This is a genomic window from Proteus sp. CA142267, from assembly GCF_003336825.1.
GTDB lineage: Bacteria > Pseudomonadota > Gammaproteobacteria > Enterobacterales > Enterobacteriaceae > Proteus > Proteus terrae.
In genome coordinates this window covers 1-15,643 of sequence record NZ_QPMG01000008.1, presented here as the reverse complement: position 1 = coordinate 15,643, position 15,643 = coordinate 1, and the positions used below count along the sequence as shown (strand labels likewise).

Genomic DNA, 15,643 nt, shown 5'->3' with positions numbered 1-15,643 from the left:
TATGAGCACAAATTCAATTCCAGCGTCAAAACGTTGGTTCTCAAAAGCTTGGTTATTAGAGCAAAAATCACTGATTGCTCTGCTTATTCTGATTGTCGCCGTTTCCACACTCAGTCCTAATTTTTTTACCTTAAATAATATTTTCAATATTCTCCAACAAACATCGGTTAATGCCATTATGGCCGTTGGAATGACTCTGGTTATTTTGACATCCGGTATCGACTTATCTGTTGGTTCATTGCTTGCACTAACAGGTGCTGTTGCTGCTTCTATGGTAGGTGCTGATGTTAATGCACTTGTTGCTGTTGTTGGAGCATTGGCATTAGGTGCAGCTATTGGTGGTGTAACAGGAATTATTGTTGCTAAAGGTAAAGTTCAAGCCTTTATTGCTACGCTAGTCATGATGTTATTACTGCGCGGCGTTACCCGTGTCTATACCGACGGGAGCCCAATTAACACCGGCTTTAGCGATAATGCCGATCTGTTTAGCTGGTTTGGTATTGGTCGCCCATTTGGTATTCCAACCCCAATCTGGCTCATGATGATCGTCTTTTTGAGCGCATGGTATTTATTACATCATACCCGTTTAGGCCGTTATATTTATGCGCTTGGGGGGAATGAATCAGCAACACGTTTATCGGGTATTAGCGTCGATAAAATCAAAGTCATTGTTTATGCACTGTGTGGTTTATTAGCCGCCCTTGCCAGTATCATTGAAGTTGCTCGCCTTTCATCAGCACAACCAATGGCAGGTAATGGTTATGAGCTAGATGCTATTGCTGCTGTTGTTTTGGGTGGTACCAGTCTTGCTGGTGGTAAAGGTCGTATTATTGGTACATTAATTGGTGCACTTATTCTAGGCTTCTTAAATAATGCACTGAATTTACTAGGAATATCATCAAACTATCAAATGATAGTAAAAGCGGTAGTCATCTTACTTGCTGTTTTGGTAGATAACAAAAAATAACTCTCTATTCTCTTAATCCGAATCCCGACAGGAACTTATATTATGAAACTCAAAAAAATGGCGACACTTCTTTCTGTTGTTGCATTAAGCGCCACAATCAGCGCCAACGCATTTGCAAAAGAGTCGATCGCACTAGTTATATCAACACTTAACAATCCTTTCTTTGTCACCATGAAAGACAGTGCGCAGAAAGAAGCTAATCGATTAGGTTACGATTTAGTTGTGCTTGATTCGATGGACAATCCAGCTAAAGAGCTTGCTAACGTGCAAGATCTGACAGTAAAAGGCACACGCTTAATGCTCATTAACCCGACAGACTCTGATGCTGTAGGTAACGCTGTTATTTTAGCCAATAAAGCCAAAATCCCCGTTATTACTTTAGACCGCGTTGCAAACAAAGGTGAAGTCGTCAGCCACGTCGCTTCAGATAACCGTCTTGGTGGTAAAATGGCAGGTGATTATATTGCAGAAAAAGTGGCTAGTGATGCCAAAGTTATCCAACTAGAAGGGATCACAGGAACCTCTGCATCTCGTGAACGTGGTGAAGGCTTTAAACAAGCGGTTGATGCTCATAAACTAAATGTACTTGCCAGCCAACCAGCTGATTTTGACCGAACAAAAGGTCTTAACGTAATGCAAAATCTATTAACTGCTTATCCTGCAGTTCAAGCTGTTTTTGCACAGAATGATGAAATGGCATTAGGTGCATTACGTGCATTACAAACTGCCGGTCGTACCGATGTATTAGTGATTGGTTTCGACGGTACAGATGATGGGATCAAAGCAGTAAACCGTGGCATGTTAGGCGCAACCATTGCTCAACGTCCAGACCAAATTGGTATTATCGGCATTCAAACCGCAGATAAAATTCTCAAAGGCGAAAAAGTGGATGCAACAATCCCTGTCGAACTTGAGTTAGTTATTAAAAAATAACAACAATAAATACCACGGGGTAATATTGCTCCGTGGTAGCTTTAATCATTAAAACACGTTTTCACAAGGATAAAGGCTATGACAACACCTCGCCTTGCTGTTCTAGGTAGCATTAACGTTGACCACATTATGAATATTTCACAATTTCCCAAACCGGGTGAAACCATTATTGGTCATCAATACAAAATAGCCTTTGGTGGTAAAGGTGCAAATCAGGCCGTTGCTTGTGGTCGCAGTGGCGCCGATATTACCTTTATTGCTTGTGTCGGTGATGATGCGATTGGTAGTGAGATAATTTCACAGCTTAAAACAGATAATATTCATATCGATGCAATTAGTATTATTCCGCAAACACCAACAGGTGTTGCGATGATCCTTGTTAATGAACAAGGTGAAAACGTAATTAGTATTGTTGCAGGTGCTAATGGCGCACTAACACCTACACATTTTCAGCAATATCATCATGTTGTTGAGCATGCTGATGCCTTGCTGATGCAATTAGAATCACCGTTAGATACTGTTTTTGAAGCCGCAAAACTGGCAAAATCACACCAAACTAAAGTCATTTTAAACCCAGCACCAGCGCAACCTTTATCTGATGAATTTCTGAGTTTTATTGATGTTATCACTCCAAATGAGACGGAAGCCGAAATATTAACAGGCATTTCTGTGCATGATGAAGCGGGTGCGGCAAAAGCTGCCGAAATTTTACATCAAAAAGGTATCAAACAAGTGCTTATCACTTTGGGTAGCCGTGGTGTATGGTTTAGTGAACAAGGAAAAGGCATGATAATTCCTGGATTTCGTGTCGATGCTGTTGATACCATTGCCGCAGGTGATACATTTAACGGTGCATTTGTCACTGCAATATTAGAAGGGAAACCTTCCGTTGAGGCTATCCGTTTTGCTCACGCAGCAGCTGCCATTGCAGTTACACGTCATGGTGCGCAATCATCTGTTCCTTGGCGTCATGAAATCGAATCATTTTTAGCAGAGCGAGCATAGTACTTTGGCAACAATGAAAGATGTCGCCCGTTTGGCGGGCGTTTCGACATCAACTGTTTCTCACGTTATCAATAACAATCGTTATGTGAGCGAAGGCATTCGTAAAAAGGTTAACGATGCTATCGAAACCTTAAATTACGCGCCTTCAGCTTTAGCACGCAGTTTAAAAATGAACTGTACTCACACTATTGGTATGTTAGTGACAGCTAGTAGCAACCCTTTCTATGCAGAAGTTGTGCGTGGTGTTGAACGCAGCTGCTACGAAAAAGGCTATAGCCTAATTTTATGTAATACCGAAGGAGATTACGAGCGTATGGATAGTAGCCTTGAAACGCTGCTACAAAAACGTGTCGATGGCTTATTATTGATGTCAACAGAAGCCCGAGCGCCCTCTCATGAAGTGCTAAATCGTTATCCTCGTTTACCTATGGTCATGATGGATTGGTCTCCGTTTGAATACGGCGGAGATATTATTCAAGATAACTCCCTACTTGGGGGAGAAATCGCCACCAATTATCTGATTGAAAAAGGCTTTACTGAAATTGCCTGTATTGCCGGTCCACAAGATAAACTCCCAGCAAAACATCGTTTGCAAGGCTATTACAATGCGATGCAAAAAGCAGGACTCACTATTCGAGAAGAGTTTGTGTTAACCAGTGATTTTGAATTTGCAGGCGGGTTTAGCGCAATGCAAAAATTACTCTCACATTCTGTCTTACCACAAGCGGTTTTCACCTGTAATGACGCAATGGCTGTTGGTGCTTATCAAGCTATTTATCAAAAAGGTTTGCGTGTACCTGATGATATTTCAGTCATGGGTTATGACGATATCGACCTAGCTTCTTATATGATCCCTCCTCTTTCTACCATTCACCAACCTAAAGATGAATTGGGTAAACTTGCTGTCAGCCAATTATTACATCGTATGGAAAATATCGATGCTGATGACAATGTTTTGGTGCTTACACCCAAACTTATAGAGCGTGGTTCGGTGAGCCATTTTATAAAACCATAATAAGAAGATTAACACTATTATTGATGATGCTCTCTTTTAAGATGAGAGCATTTATTTTTAGTTATATTTATAAAATTATCACTTTAATATCATTAACTTATTAAACATTTAAAACCAATTTTATATATCTTTATTTTCTATTTAACACTCTATATTTAGCCTACTTTCCCTCACTCTTTACGTCATAGCCTGTGAAAGATGCAAATTTACATCAAATCCATTATACTATTGCCCTTTCGCATTATCAGAGGCAGGACTATTTAGGGGATTGCTTAGAACTTTCACTCTTAAATGATAATGTGTCCTTTAATTTATGGGGCAAGTGTTATCCTCATTGTGACGATTAATCACTTCCCATTTTGATAAAATTTGAGAGTATTATTATGTCATTACCTTCTTGTCCTAAGTGCAATTCTGAATACACCTATGAAGATGGTGCAATGTATGTTTGCCCTGAATGTGCACACGAGTGGAACGATGCAGAACCAACTGTTGATAGCGATGAGTTAGTAGTTAAAGATGCTAATGGTAATTTATTAGCTGATGGCGATTCAGTGACTGTGATTAAAGATCTCAAAGTCAAAGGTAGCTCAACCATGCTAAAAATCGGTACTAAAGTAAAAGGTATCCGTTTAGTGGAAGGCGATCATAATATCGATTGTAAAATTGATGGCTTTGGACCAATGAAATTGAAGTCTGAATTTGTGAAAAAGAACTAAGATAATAGATTATTAATAATCTCTTTAAATATAGATTTAGATATTATCAAGATCATTAAAGGCGCTAATAAAGCGCCTTTAAATTAAAGTAAGGTTACTCGTTAGACTCACTAAAATGATCAAATCCCTTGAGATTAGGGTAAACATCTTTGCCATCACGTAAGTAACGAATACCTTCAGCAATCGGCATAATTTGCCCTATACAATGAAAATCTGCCCCAGTATGTGCTAATGCAATCTCTAAGGCGCCACGATTGATTTCAGGCACTGTGAAGCATAACTCATAATCTTCACCACCACTTAATGCCCAAATCTCCGCTTGTTCTTTACTCACTTCCGCTTTCATCGCTGGCGAGTAAGGCAATGCATCTAAATTTAAGCGAGCCCCACAACCACTTGCTGTGAGAATATGGTTCAAGTCTGAAATAAGTCCATCAGAAATATCAATCGCAGATGTCGCTAAATGACGTAATGCTTGACCTTGTAGTAAACGAGGCTGAGGGCGCAAATGCCTTGCGATAAAATAATCGCTATGTTCTTTTTCTGTCGGCTGTAATCTATTTTGTAATACAGCAAGTCCTGCTGCGCTATCGCCTAAGAACCCCGTAACATAGATCCAATCACCAATTTTAGCACCAGAGCGAAGTAATGCAGTTCCTTGTGGAACAAGCCCTTGTATTGTGATTGTTAAACTTAAAGGACCGCGAGTAGTATCACCACCGATTAACTGGATTGCATAATAATCAGCTAACGCAAAGAAAGAACGACTAAATGCCTCAAGCCATTCACTGTTTGTATCTGGTAGCGTTAAAGCTAATGAAGCCCAAGAAGGATCTGCACCAACGGCAGCTAAGTCACTAATATTTACAGCAAGTGCTTTATAGGCTAAATCTTCAGGTGAGATAGAAGGAAGGAAGTGAATACCACTCACTAAAGTGTCGGTACTAATAGCGACTTGTTGCTTTTCAGGTACCGTCAATATTGCGCAGTCATCCCCAATTCCTGTACTCACATCTTTTCGTTTTACAGGTTGTGAAGTGAAATATTGCTTAATAAGGGAGAATTCACCACAAGGCATTATCTATTTCCTATTGAGCTATGCATACTAGACTAGCTTTATTAAACAAAAGGCCGGAAATACCGGCCTTGAATTATTTACCATAGAGGAAACGTGAAAAACGTTATTTTTTACGTACAGTTGGTGCAGCTTTATCAAGCACGCCATTAACAAATTTATGGCTATCGTCAGCACCAAATACCTTAGCCAGTTCAATCGCTTCGTTAATCGCAACTTTGTAAGGAACATCTTCACGGAAGCTAAGTTCAAACATTGCTAAACGTAAAATTGCTTTTTCAACTTGACCTAATTCTTCAAGTTGGCGGGATAAATAAGGTTCCATTGCCTTATCTAAACGTGTTGCATTAATGGCAACACCCACTAAAAGCTCACGAAAATAAGCAATATCTACACCTTGGGTATCCTGCTCGGATAAAAACTCCAATTCCACATCCGCGATGTCATTTCCGGATAATTGCCATGAGTAGATAGCTTGAACAGCACACTCACGAGCACGACGACGAGCAGCAGGTTTCACAAAATTCCCCTTAAGTTAAAACAGATGATTAGCCTTTTATGGCTTTAAGTACATTGATCATTTCAAGTGCTGTCATTGCCGCTTCAGCACCTTTGTTGCCCGCTTTAGTTCCAGCACGTTCAATGGCCTGTTCAATGCTTTCAGTTGTTAATACACCAAAAGTCACAGGGATCTCACTTTGCATTGCAACTTGAGATAGGCCAGAACTACATTCGCCAGCAACGTATTCAAAATGTGCGGTTCCACCACGGATAACAGTGCCTAATGCGATAACTGCATCATATTTGTCGCTTTCTGCTAATGCTTTAACAGTTAATGGCAACTCATAAGCGCCTGGAACCCAAACGACGGTAATATTTTCAGAGGAAACTTGTCCAATACGTTCTAATGCATCAACCGCACCTTCTAATAAGCTGTCGTTGATGAAATTATTAAAACGGGCAATTGCAATTGCTACGCGTGCGTTTGGCGCCGCGACAACACCTTTGATTACGTTCATAGGTTACCTTTTTCTCCTATCCGCGGGGCGCGGATTTTATCATATTCTTTCCTTTACTGCGCTCTGTTTTATTATTACACAGCAAAGGAGCCAAAAACCCTTGATAAATCAAGGCATTTAGTTGGCTGATAACGATGTCGTAACGACAGGAAATAACACACACGGCGCTATTTTACTACAAATAGCGCCGTAGACACACTTATTTGCGTCTATTAATAACGAGGTTTTAAACAAACTCTGATATCAGAGCCAATTTGTTGGAGAGAATCTACTGTAAATTCAGGTGCTTCGGATAATGATGAAAGTGGAGAAAGTGTAAATAATCCTCGAGCATCATTCCCTAAAATTTTAGGCGCTATATAAATAATAAGCTCATCAACAAGCCCAGCCTCTAATAATGCGCCAGCAAAATGAGCACCACTCTCAACCCATACGGTATTGATATTGCGTTTACCCAATTGCATCATTAATAAAACTAAATCTACACCACTGCTTTTGCCATTTGTTGGTAATAGGATTTCTGATACATTACCTTGCCAGTCACTTGACTGTGATTTTGTACGCGCCAACCAGCATTCGCCTTCAATTTGAGTAATTTTATGATTTTCACTCACTCTATTTTGGCTATCAGTAACAATACGAATAGGTTGACGTAGCGTTTCTTCAGGATAGATAGCTTTGATTTCATCTGAAAGCTCATCCCAACGAACATTCATAGAAGGATTGTCAGCAATTACTGTTGCACTAGTCGTTAAAATAGCGCTAGCTTGAGCCCGAAAATTTTGCACATCTCGACGAGATGCTTTAGAGGTTATCCATTGGCTTTCACCTGATGCTAATGCCGTTTTACCATCTAAAGATGCACCTAATTTTAGCTGGATATAAGGGAAGCCTGTTCTCATTCGTTTAAAAAACCCAACGTTAAGTTTTTCAGCTTCTTGCATTAAAACGCCGTGTGAAACATCAATCCCCGCTGATAATAATTTGTGCAAACCACGGCCTGCAACTTGAGGATTAGGATCTTGCATCGCAGCAACAACTCGTTTTACACCTGCATTAATCAAGGCATCAGCGCAAGGTGGTGTTTTACCAAAGTGACTACAAGGTTCAAGTGTGACATAAGCCGTCGCCCCCTTTGCTTTATCCCCAGCCATTTTTAATGCATTAACTTCAGCATGAGGGCCACCTGCGTGATGGTGATAACCTTCACCGATAATCTCACCCTCTTTTACGATCACACATCCCACATTAGGGTTAGGTGATGTTGTAAAGCGACCTAATGCTGCAAGCTCAATAGCTCGACGCATATAGTGTTCATCATGCAGGCTTTCATTTTCACTTGGATTGTTACTGTTGTTATTTGTCATAATAATTACATATAATTTTATTATTTATCGTTATTTGTCAAATCATTAAATAAATTACAGTATTAGCGCATTAATCCTGTAATTTTGCGATTTCTTCACCAAAATCACGGATATCTTCAAAACTACGATAAACCGAAGCAAAGCGAATATAAGCCACTTTATCGAGTTTCTTTAGTTGTTCCATAACAAAATTGCCAATTTCTTTTGAAGGTATTTCTCTTTCACCCGTCGCTCTTAGTTGTGATTTGATATGGCTTATCGCAGCTTCAACATCATCTGAACTCACTGGACGTTTTTCTAATGCTTTAAGCATACCTCGACGAAGTTTCTCTTCATCAAAAGGCTCACGTATTTCATCACTTTTCACAACACGAGGCATCACTAGCTCTGCTACTTCAAAGGTAGTAAAACGTTCATGACAAACAAGACATTGGCGACGACGGCGCACTTGTGAACCATCACCAACAAGTCTGGAATCAATTACCTTGGTATCTACGGCTCCACAAAATGGGCAATGCATAGTTATTCCTACTTTTGACAATACTCATAAACAGTGTACCTGTTCAGTGAACAAAAAACACCCTGTCAGTATACACTGGCAGGGTGTTTGCAATGTTTTATCAGAAAAACGCTCTATTATGGTAAGAGTGTTGTCTGATCGGCACCCTCTTTTTCCACTTTTTGTACAATCAAGTGTTCACGTTTCATTCCCATTTTCAGTGCTAATGCAGAAGCCACATAAATAGAAGAAATAGTACCGATTGAAACACCGATTAACATAACTAAAGAGAAGCCTTGAAGCATTGAACCACCAAAGATATACAGCATTAATACAACAAGTAATGTTGTTGCTGATGTCATGATGGTACGGCTTAATGTCTGTGTAAGAGAAACGTTCATAATTTCATATGATGTTCCTCGACGAATTTTACGGAAATTCTCACGAATACGGTCTGATACAACAATACTATCGTTCAGTGAGTAACCGATAACAGACATCAATGACGCCACAATGGTTAAGTCAACTTCTATGTGGAATAGTGAAAGTACACCCAGCGTAATAATCACGTCATGCGCAAGTGCGATAACAGCACCTAACGCCAAACGCCATTCAAAACGGAATCCAACATAGATAAGAATACAGATAAGTGCAGATAATAACGCCATTGCACCTGTTTGAGCCAATTCACTACCCACACTTGGCCCAACAAATTCAATACGTTTTACCACAGCATCGTTATCAACTTTAGCATTGATAACATCGATAACTTTCTTACCTAATTCTTGACCAGCCTGTCCTTCAACAGGAGGCATACGCACCATAATATCGCGGCTGCTACCAAAGTTTTGTAACAGAGGATCTTTAAAGCCCGCAGCATCTAGGCTATCACGCATTTTATCAAGGTCGGCTGGTTGACTGAGATTGATCTCAATTACTGTACCACCTGTAAAATCCAGTCCCCAGTTAAATCCTTTCACGGAAATGATAGCAATTGAAGCTATCAAAAGCAGAAACGAAATACTAAAGGCGACGTTGTCCCAACGCATAAAGTCAATGACTCTACGACCATGGTTTAATTGTTCAACAGTATAATCCTGTGCCACAACGTGCTCCTTAAATAGACAGTTTCTTAACGCGTTTACCACCATACAACAGGTTTACAATCGCACGAGTACCGACGATAGCGGTAAACATGGATGTTGCAACCCCGATTGCAGTTGTGATAGCAAAGCCTTTGATTGAGCCGGTACCGACTGCATAAAGGATCACAGCTGTAATTAATGTGGTTAAGTTCGCATCAATAATACTGGAGAAGGCACCTTTATAACCTTCATGAATTGCTTGTTGTACTGATCGACCATTACGTAACTCTTCTTTGATACGTTCGTTTATCAGTACGTTGGCATCGACGGCGACGGCAAGTGTTAATACGATACCCGCAATACCCGGCATGGTCAGTGTTGCGCCCGGTAATAGTGACATTACCCCAACGATTAACACTAAGTTTGCCATTAATGCAGTACTCGCAATCACACCAAATTTACGATAATAAATTATCATAAAGGCAACTGACGCAATCAGACCCCATAAACACGCTTCTAAACCTTGGGTAATATTTTGCAGACCCAAAGTTGGACCAATCGTTCTTTCTTCAACGATTTGAATAGGTGCAATCAACGCACCGGCACGTAATAACAGAGATAATTGACGTGCTTCATTCGCATTTGAAATACCCGTAATACGGAAGCTATTTCCTAAACGACTCTGAATATTCGCAACGTTGATAACTTCTTCGCTTTTAACCAATACAGCACGGTCGTTCTCATCGCGTTTACCGCTGTCTTTATACTCGACGAACAGTGTTGCCATCGGTTTACCGACGTTGTCTTTCGTAAAGTTAGACATGATAGAACCACCAGCGCTATCAAGTGAAATATTCACTTGAGGTTGACCATATTCATCAGCCTGGGAGGTTGAGTCAGTAATGTGGTCACCCGTTAAAATAACGCGTTTATAAAGAATAGTTGGTCTACCTTCACGGGTATATTTCACTTCTGAGTCGCCCGGAATACGACCTGTTTCTAAAGCAGAAGGATCAACGGTAGTATTGACTAAACGGAATTCTAATGTTGCTGTCGCACCTAAGATTTCTTTAGCACGAGCGGTATCTTGGATACCTGGTAATTCAACAACAATTCGGTCAGCGCCTTGGCGTTGAACTAATGGCTCTGCAACACCTAACTGGTTAACACGATTACGTAAGATAGTGATATTTTGCTGTACCGCATAAGTACGAGCATCACGTAAACGTTCGTCAGTAAAAATAGCTCTTAATGAGTTATTTGCACCATCTCTAAAAATGAGGTCTTGATTACGACGAGTTAGGTAATCTGAAGCTTTAGAGCGATCATCCGAATTACGGAAACGGATTTCAACACCATAGTTATCCGTTTTACGAATAGAGGAATACGGAATGCCTTCGTCACGTAATAATGTACGCAGACTTTCAACATTTTGTTCCTGAAGTTTACCTAACGCAGTTTCCATATCAACTTCCATCAGGAAGTGAACACCACCACGTAAGTCTAACCCCAGTTTCATCGGCTCACCACCAATGGCTTCTAACCATTTTGGTGTTGCTGGTGCAAGGTTAAGTGCAACAATGAACTGGTCGCCTAATGCAGGTAACAACACTTCACGGGCACGTAACTGAATATCAGGGTTACCGAAACGAGCCAAAATCGCACCATTTTCAAGTGCAATAGATTTCGCTTCAATTTTTTCTTTATCTAATAAAGATCGAACTTGATCCAGTGTTTGCTCATTGGCGGCGGTTCCCCGCGCGCCAGTGATTTGAACAGCCGGATCCTCACCATATAGGTTAGGAAGTGCGTAAAGCAGACCGATGAGGATAGCGGCTATCAACATCAGGTACTTCCACAAAGGATAACGGTTTAGCACGGCAGTTCCCTTTTCCCTTTGGGGAAATGTTATTAAATAGCTTTCATTGTGCCTTTAGGTAATACAGCGGCAACAAAGTCACGTTTGATAGTTACTTCAGTTGTTTCATTCAGAGCAACAACGATATAGCCGTTATCTGAAACCTTAACAACACGACCAATTAAACCACCAGTCGTTAAAACTTCATCACCTTTACCGATAGAATCCATCAGTTTACGATGTTCTTTAGTACGTTTTTGCTGTGGACGTAGGATCATGAAATAGAAAATCAGAATAAAGATCACTAACATCGGTAAAATAGACATAAAGCTAGCTTCAGGTGCTGCTTGTCCAGCAGAAGCTACAGCATCAGAAATGAAAAAACTCATTCACTTTTCCTCATTGTTGTCGATATCGACGATATTCAAGTTATAAGCCCAATATCATACACAGAATTGGGCTTTCTCGTATACATTATTCACACTTAGTCGCACTGCCATTTAGCTGTGGGACAGGTTTTCCGATACGTTCGTAGAATTCGTGTACAAACTCTTCAAAACGTGAATCTTCAATAGACTGACGAATCTCAGCCATCAAACGTTGATAATAACGTAAGTTGTGAATAGTGTTCAGCCTTGCACCTAAAATTTCGTTACAACGATCAAGATGATGTAAATAAGCACGGCTATAATTTTTACAGGTATAGCAGTCACAATGTTCATCAAGTGTTGATGTATCAGAGCGATGTTTCGCATTACGAATTTTAATGACACCATCGGTTACAAACAGATGGCCATTTCGTGCATTTCGTGTTGGCATGACACAGTCAAACATATCAATACCACGACGAACACCTTCAACTAAATCTTCTGGTTTACCAACACCCATTAAATAACGCGGTTTATTCGCAGGAATTTGAGGGCAGACATGCTCTAAAATACGATGCATATCTTCTTTAGGCTCACCGACCGCAAGGCCGCCGACAGCGTAACCGTCAAAACCAATTTCGACTAGCCCTTTTACAGAGATATCACGTAAATCTTCGTAAACACCGCCTTGAATAATACCGAATAATGAATTTTTGTTATTAAGTTCATCAAAGCGCGCACGACTACGTTTAGCCCAACGTAATGACATCTCCATTGAGTTTTTTGCATAATCCCAATCTGAAGGATATGGCGTACACTCATCAAAAATCATCACAATGTCAGAACCCAAATCGTATTGGATTTCCATTGATTTTTCTGGGCTTAAGAAAATCTTTTCGCCATTAATAGGGTTACGGAAGTGAACACCCTCTTCTTTAATTTTACGCATTGCGCCTAAACTAAAGACTTGGAAACCACCTGAATCCGTTAAAATAGGGCCTTGCCATTGCATAAAATCATGTAAATCACCATGTAATTTCATGATTTCTTGACCAGGACGTAACCATAAGTGGAAGGTGTTACCTAAAAGAATTTGTGCACCTGTTGCTTTTACTTCTTCAGGTGTCATTCCTTTTACTGTGCCGTAAGTACCCACTGGCATAAATGCAGGTGTTTCAACAACACCACGTTCAAAAATAAGGCGACCGCGACGAGCATTACCGTCGGTTTTGTCTAATTCGTATTTCACTCATCCTCCAAGCATCAGAAAAACAGTCCAATGCGCAATAAAAAACAGCACATTCTAATCATTTGTTAGACGGCTGTATATGTTACTTCAACAAAAACCCGTGCTTAGCCAAAGGGATTAAGCAATAAAGTTGAAATAACAATTCATAAAACGAAGAAAAACGTTAAAAAGAATAATAAATCTTTATTCTTGTCCTATTTTTTCATTAATAGCTAAAGGATTACGAGTAATAAACATCGCATCACCATAACTGAAAAAACGATACTCTTGCTCAACAGCTTCTTTATATGCATTCATGGTATTTTTATACCCTGCAAAAGCAGAAACCAGCATGATTAAAGTTGATTCAGGCAAATGGAAATTCGTAATCAATGCATCAATAATTTGATATTGGTAACCCGGATAAATAAAGATTTGGGTATCATCAAAGAAAGGCGCGATTAACGCGTCTTTTGTTGCTTTCGCAGCACTTTCTAAAGAACGAACAGAAGTTGTACCCACCGCAATCACTCGATTTCCACGCGCTTTACATGCTAATACAGCATCAACCACGTCTTGTGGTACTTCTGCGTATTCAGAATGCATTGTGTGTTCTTCGATGTTATCAACACGCACTGGTTGGAAAGTACCTGCACCAACATGCAGTGTAACAAATGCCATCTCCACACCTTTTTCTTTTAAGGCTTGCAGTAATGGTTCATCAAAGTGTAATCCCGCTGTCGGTGCGGCAACAGCGCCAGGACGCTCATTATAGACCGTTTGATAAAGCTCTTTATCAGATTCTTCATCTGGGCGATCAATATAAGGAGGTAAAGGCATATGCCCAATGCTATTTAGGATGGTGAGAACATCTCTTTCATCATCAAAGCAAATTTCAAAAAGTGTATCGTGACGCGCAACCATAGTTGCTTGTACACTTTCATCTTCACCTAGTACAAGCGCAGCGCCTTCTTTTGGGGATTTAGAGGCTCTAACATGGGCAAGCACACGATGTTCATCAAGCATACGCTCAACTAATACTTCGATTTTACCGCCTGACGCTTTACGGCCATAAATACGCGCAGGGATCACGCGAGTATTATTAAAAACCAGTAGATCACCGGCATTTATTTTATCTAACACATCGGTAAAAACACCGTGTGATAAAGCACCAGTCTCACCTTCTAAAGAGAGCAAACGACAACCACTGCGTTGAGGTTGAGGATAGTGAGCAATCAAGGCTTCTGGCAATTCAAATGTAAAGTCTGATACACGCATAATTAAACGACTACTTTCATAAAAAACAGGCGGACTAGTCTAGTGCTGCCAGCTTATCAGTGCAACAAAGAAGCCCTTTTTTATTCAAAAAGCGCTATGATGATGAGATGAATTATCTTGCTCACTTACATCTGGCCTTTAGGGCAAAAAGCTCTCTATTAGGCAATATGATGGCAGATTACGTCAAAGGCGCACCTAGCTCTGATTACAGCCAAGCTGTTATTGAGGGTATTCGTATGCATAGACGTATTGATGTACTCACTGATACTCACCCATTAGTCAAACAAGCTCGCCTTTTATTTCCTGATGAATATCGCCGAGTTTCACCGATTACCTTAGATGTTTTTTGGGATCACTTTCTTTCTTTAAACTGGTCAAAGTTTGAACCGCATATACCATTGACTGAATTTGTCACCAAGACTCGAAATATTATTGAACCAGATTTATGGCAAACACCTGAAAAATTCCAAGAGCTCAACGAATATCTATGGTCACAATCTTGGTTAATTCGTTATGCTGACAAGGCATATATTGCTCAAACGTTGAAAGGAATGGCGAGAAGAAGACCACGATTAAGCGCACTTGCGGGCTCTTATATCGTACTCGAAACACATTACGATGAATTAAGCGAGATTTTTTGGCAGTTTTATCCACAATTACTAGAAAGAGCGCAACAACACCAACTTGATGACTGATACATTTAACTGCCATTTTGAGTTTCATCTTTTTGTCATATAGTCGAATTACATTTGATATATCAAAGAGATGCTAATTCAATTTATCATATTATTCGTAACCATTTGTTAACAAGCATAGTATTCATTTCCAAAGTTGATTAGAATGAATCGTTATACAAGGAGTCATAAATAATCCTACTTTATTGTATTAAACTGATAGTTATAATCTATCAAATAGATTGTTCTGTTTGACTTTATCAATAGCGATTGATTATTTATGCTGTATGCATCATTTAAAAACGGGGTATACACCCTGAATTTGCTCTAAATAGTTCAAGATGTGTAGCTAGGCGACAAGTGAATGAGTCGCTAGGAGCAGACAAAAGTATGTGACTAGTGCGAATGAGCGCAGTCAACAACGCTACAACTTGAATATGACGAGACTCTTACTCTAAATAGTTCGAGGTGTAGCTAGGCGACAAGTGAATGAGTCGCTGGGAGCATACAAAAGTATGTGACTAGTGCGAATGAGCGCAGTCAACAACGCTAC

At 40.0% G+C, this 15,643-nt stretch carries 16 protein-coding genes; 6 read left to right on the top strand and 10 right to left on the bottom strand.

All coding sequences use genetic code 11. The features are described 5' to 3' along the window. The first annotated feature begins 1 nt into the window (after position 1). The 5 genes from rbsC to C0T34_RS13175 all read left to right on the top strand — a co-directional run bounded on the left by rbsC (position 2) and on the right by C0T34_RS13175 (position 4,639). The gene (rbsC, locus tag C0T34_RS13195) at positions 2 to 967 is read left to right on the top strand and encodes a ribose ABC transporter permease (RefSeq protein ID WP_098941119.1); all 966 of its coding nucleotides are present in this window, start codon (positions 2 to 4) and stop codon (positions 965 to 967) included. Positions 968 to 1,009: 42 nt separating this feature from the next. Further along, positions 1,010 to 1,900 carry a ribose ABC transporter substrate-binding protein RbsB gene (gene rbsB / locus C0T34_RS13190; RefSeq protein ID WP_088493698.1) on the top strand — a complete coding sequence of 297 codons (891 nt, stop codon included), beginning with the start codon at positions 1,010 to 1,012 and terminating at the stop codon, positions 1,898 to 1,900. 78 nt (positions 1,901 to 1,978) lie between these two features. After that, positions 1,979 to 2,905, top strand: coding sequence for a ribokinase (rbsK, locus tag C0T34_RS13185; RefSeq protein WP_098941121.1), 927 nt, complete (start codon positions 1,979 to 1,981; stop codon positions 2,903 to 2,905). A 13-nt stretch (positions 2,906 to 2,918) separates the two neighbouring features. Beyond that, positions 2,919 to 3,920 carry a ribose operon transcriptional repressor RbsR gene (gene rbsR / locus C0T34_RS13180; RefSeq protein ID WP_075672023.1) on the top strand — a complete coding sequence of 334 codons (1,002 nt, stop codon included), beginning with the start codon at positions 2,919 to 2,921 and terminating at the stop codon, positions 3,918 to 3,920. 383 nt (positions 3,921 to 4,303) lie between these two features. Continuing rightward, positions 4,304 to 4,639, top strand: coding sequence for a zinc ribbon domain-containing protein YjdM (locus C0T34_RS13175; RefSeq protein WP_109850291.1), 336 nt, complete (start codon positions 4,304 to 4,306; stop codon positions 4,637 to 4,639). 94 nt (positions 4,640 to 4,733) lie between these two features. Here C0T34_RS13175 and thiL read toward each other — a convergent pair whose 3' ends face one another. The 10 genes from thiL to queA form a co-directional block, all read right to left on the bottom strand. Then, positions 4,734 to 5,717, bottom strand: coding sequence for a thiamine-phosphate kinase (thiL, locus tag C0T34_RS13170; RefSeq protein WP_098941122.1), 984 nt, complete (start codon positions 5,715 to 5,717; stop codon positions 4,734 to 4,736). 103 nt (positions 5,718 to 5,820) lie between these two features. After that, positions 5,821 to 6,234, bottom strand: a complete 414-nt coding sequence (gene nusB / locus C0T34_RS13165; RefSeq protein ID WP_006535124.1) for a transcription antitermination factor NusB — start codon at positions 6,232 to 6,234, stop codon at positions 5,821 to 5,823. Positions 6,235 to 6,262: 28 nt separating this feature from the next. Continuing rightward, the gene (gene ribE, locus C0T34_RS13160) at positions 6,263 to 6,733 is read right to left on the bottom strand and encodes a 6,7-dimethyl-8-ribityllumazine synthase (RefSeq protein WP_023580887.1); all 471 of its coding nucleotides are present in this window, start codon (positions 6,731 to 6,733) and stop codon (positions 6,263 to 6,265) included. Between the two features lie 212 nt (positions 6,734 to 6,945). After that, on the bottom strand, positions 6,946 to 8,100 hold the full coding sequence (gene ribD, locus C0T34_RS13155; protein WP_198800915.1) for a bifunctional diaminohydroxyphosphoribosylaminopyrimidine deaminase/5-amino-6-(5-phosphoribosylamino)uracil reductase RibD: 1,155 nt from the start codon (positions 8,098 to 8,100) through the stop codon (positions 6,946 to 6,948). 70 nt (positions 8,101 to 8,170) lie between these two features. Then, complete coding sequence (gene nrdR / locus C0T34_RS13150; RefSeq protein ID WP_006535128.1) at positions 8,171 to 8,620, bottom strand: transcriptional regulator NrdR; 450 nt, start codon at positions 8,618 to 8,620, stop codon at positions 8,171 to 8,173. Between the two features lie 116 nt (positions 8,621 to 8,736). After that, on the bottom strand, positions 8,737 to 9,705 hold the full coding sequence (gene secF, locus C0T34_RS13145) for a protein translocase subunit SecF (protein ID WP_098941124.1): 969 nt from the start codon (positions 9,703 to 9,705) through the stop codon (positions 8,737 to 8,739). 10 nt (positions 9,706 to 9,715) lie between these two features. Beyond that, a complete protein-coding gene (secD, locus tag C0T34_RS13140; protein WP_075672033.1) occupies positions 9,716 to 11,563 on the bottom strand; it encodes a protein translocase subunit SecD in 1,848 nt (615 codons plus the stop codon). A gap of 32 nt (positions 11,564 to 11,595) precedes the next feature. After that, positions 11,596 to 11,931: a preprotein translocase subunit YajC gene (yajC, locus tag C0T34_RS13135; protein WP_006535133.1), complete on the bottom strand. Its 336-nt coding sequence runs from the start codon at positions 11,929 to 11,931 to the stop codon at positions 11,596 to 11,598. Between the two features lie 85 nt (positions 11,932 to 12,016). Beyond that, positions 12,017 to 13,159 (bottom strand): tRNA guanosine(34) transglycosylase Tgt, encoded by a 1,143-nt coding sequence (gene tgt / locus C0T34_RS13130; protein ID WP_098941125.1) that lies wholly within the window; start codon positions 13,157 to 13,159, stop codon positions 12,017 to 12,019. 183 nt (positions 13,160 to 13,342) lie between these two features. Continuing rightward, positions 13,343 to 14,416, bottom strand: coding sequence for a tRNA preQ1(34) S-adenosylmethionine ribosyltransferase-isomerase QueA (queA, locus tag C0T34_RS13125; protein WP_098941126.1), 1,074 nt, complete (start codon positions 14,414 to 14,416; stop codon positions 13,343 to 13,345). A 107-nt stretch (positions 14,417 to 14,523) separates the two neighbouring features. Between queA and C0T34_RS13120 the strand changes: the two genes are divergently transcribed. After that, complete coding sequence (locus C0T34_RS13120) at positions 14,524 to 15,111, top strand: ACP phosphodiesterase (protein WP_098944012.1); 588 nt, start codon at positions 14,524 to 14,526, stop codon at positions 15,109 to 15,111. Positions 15,112 to 15,643: the final 532 nt, after the last annotated feature.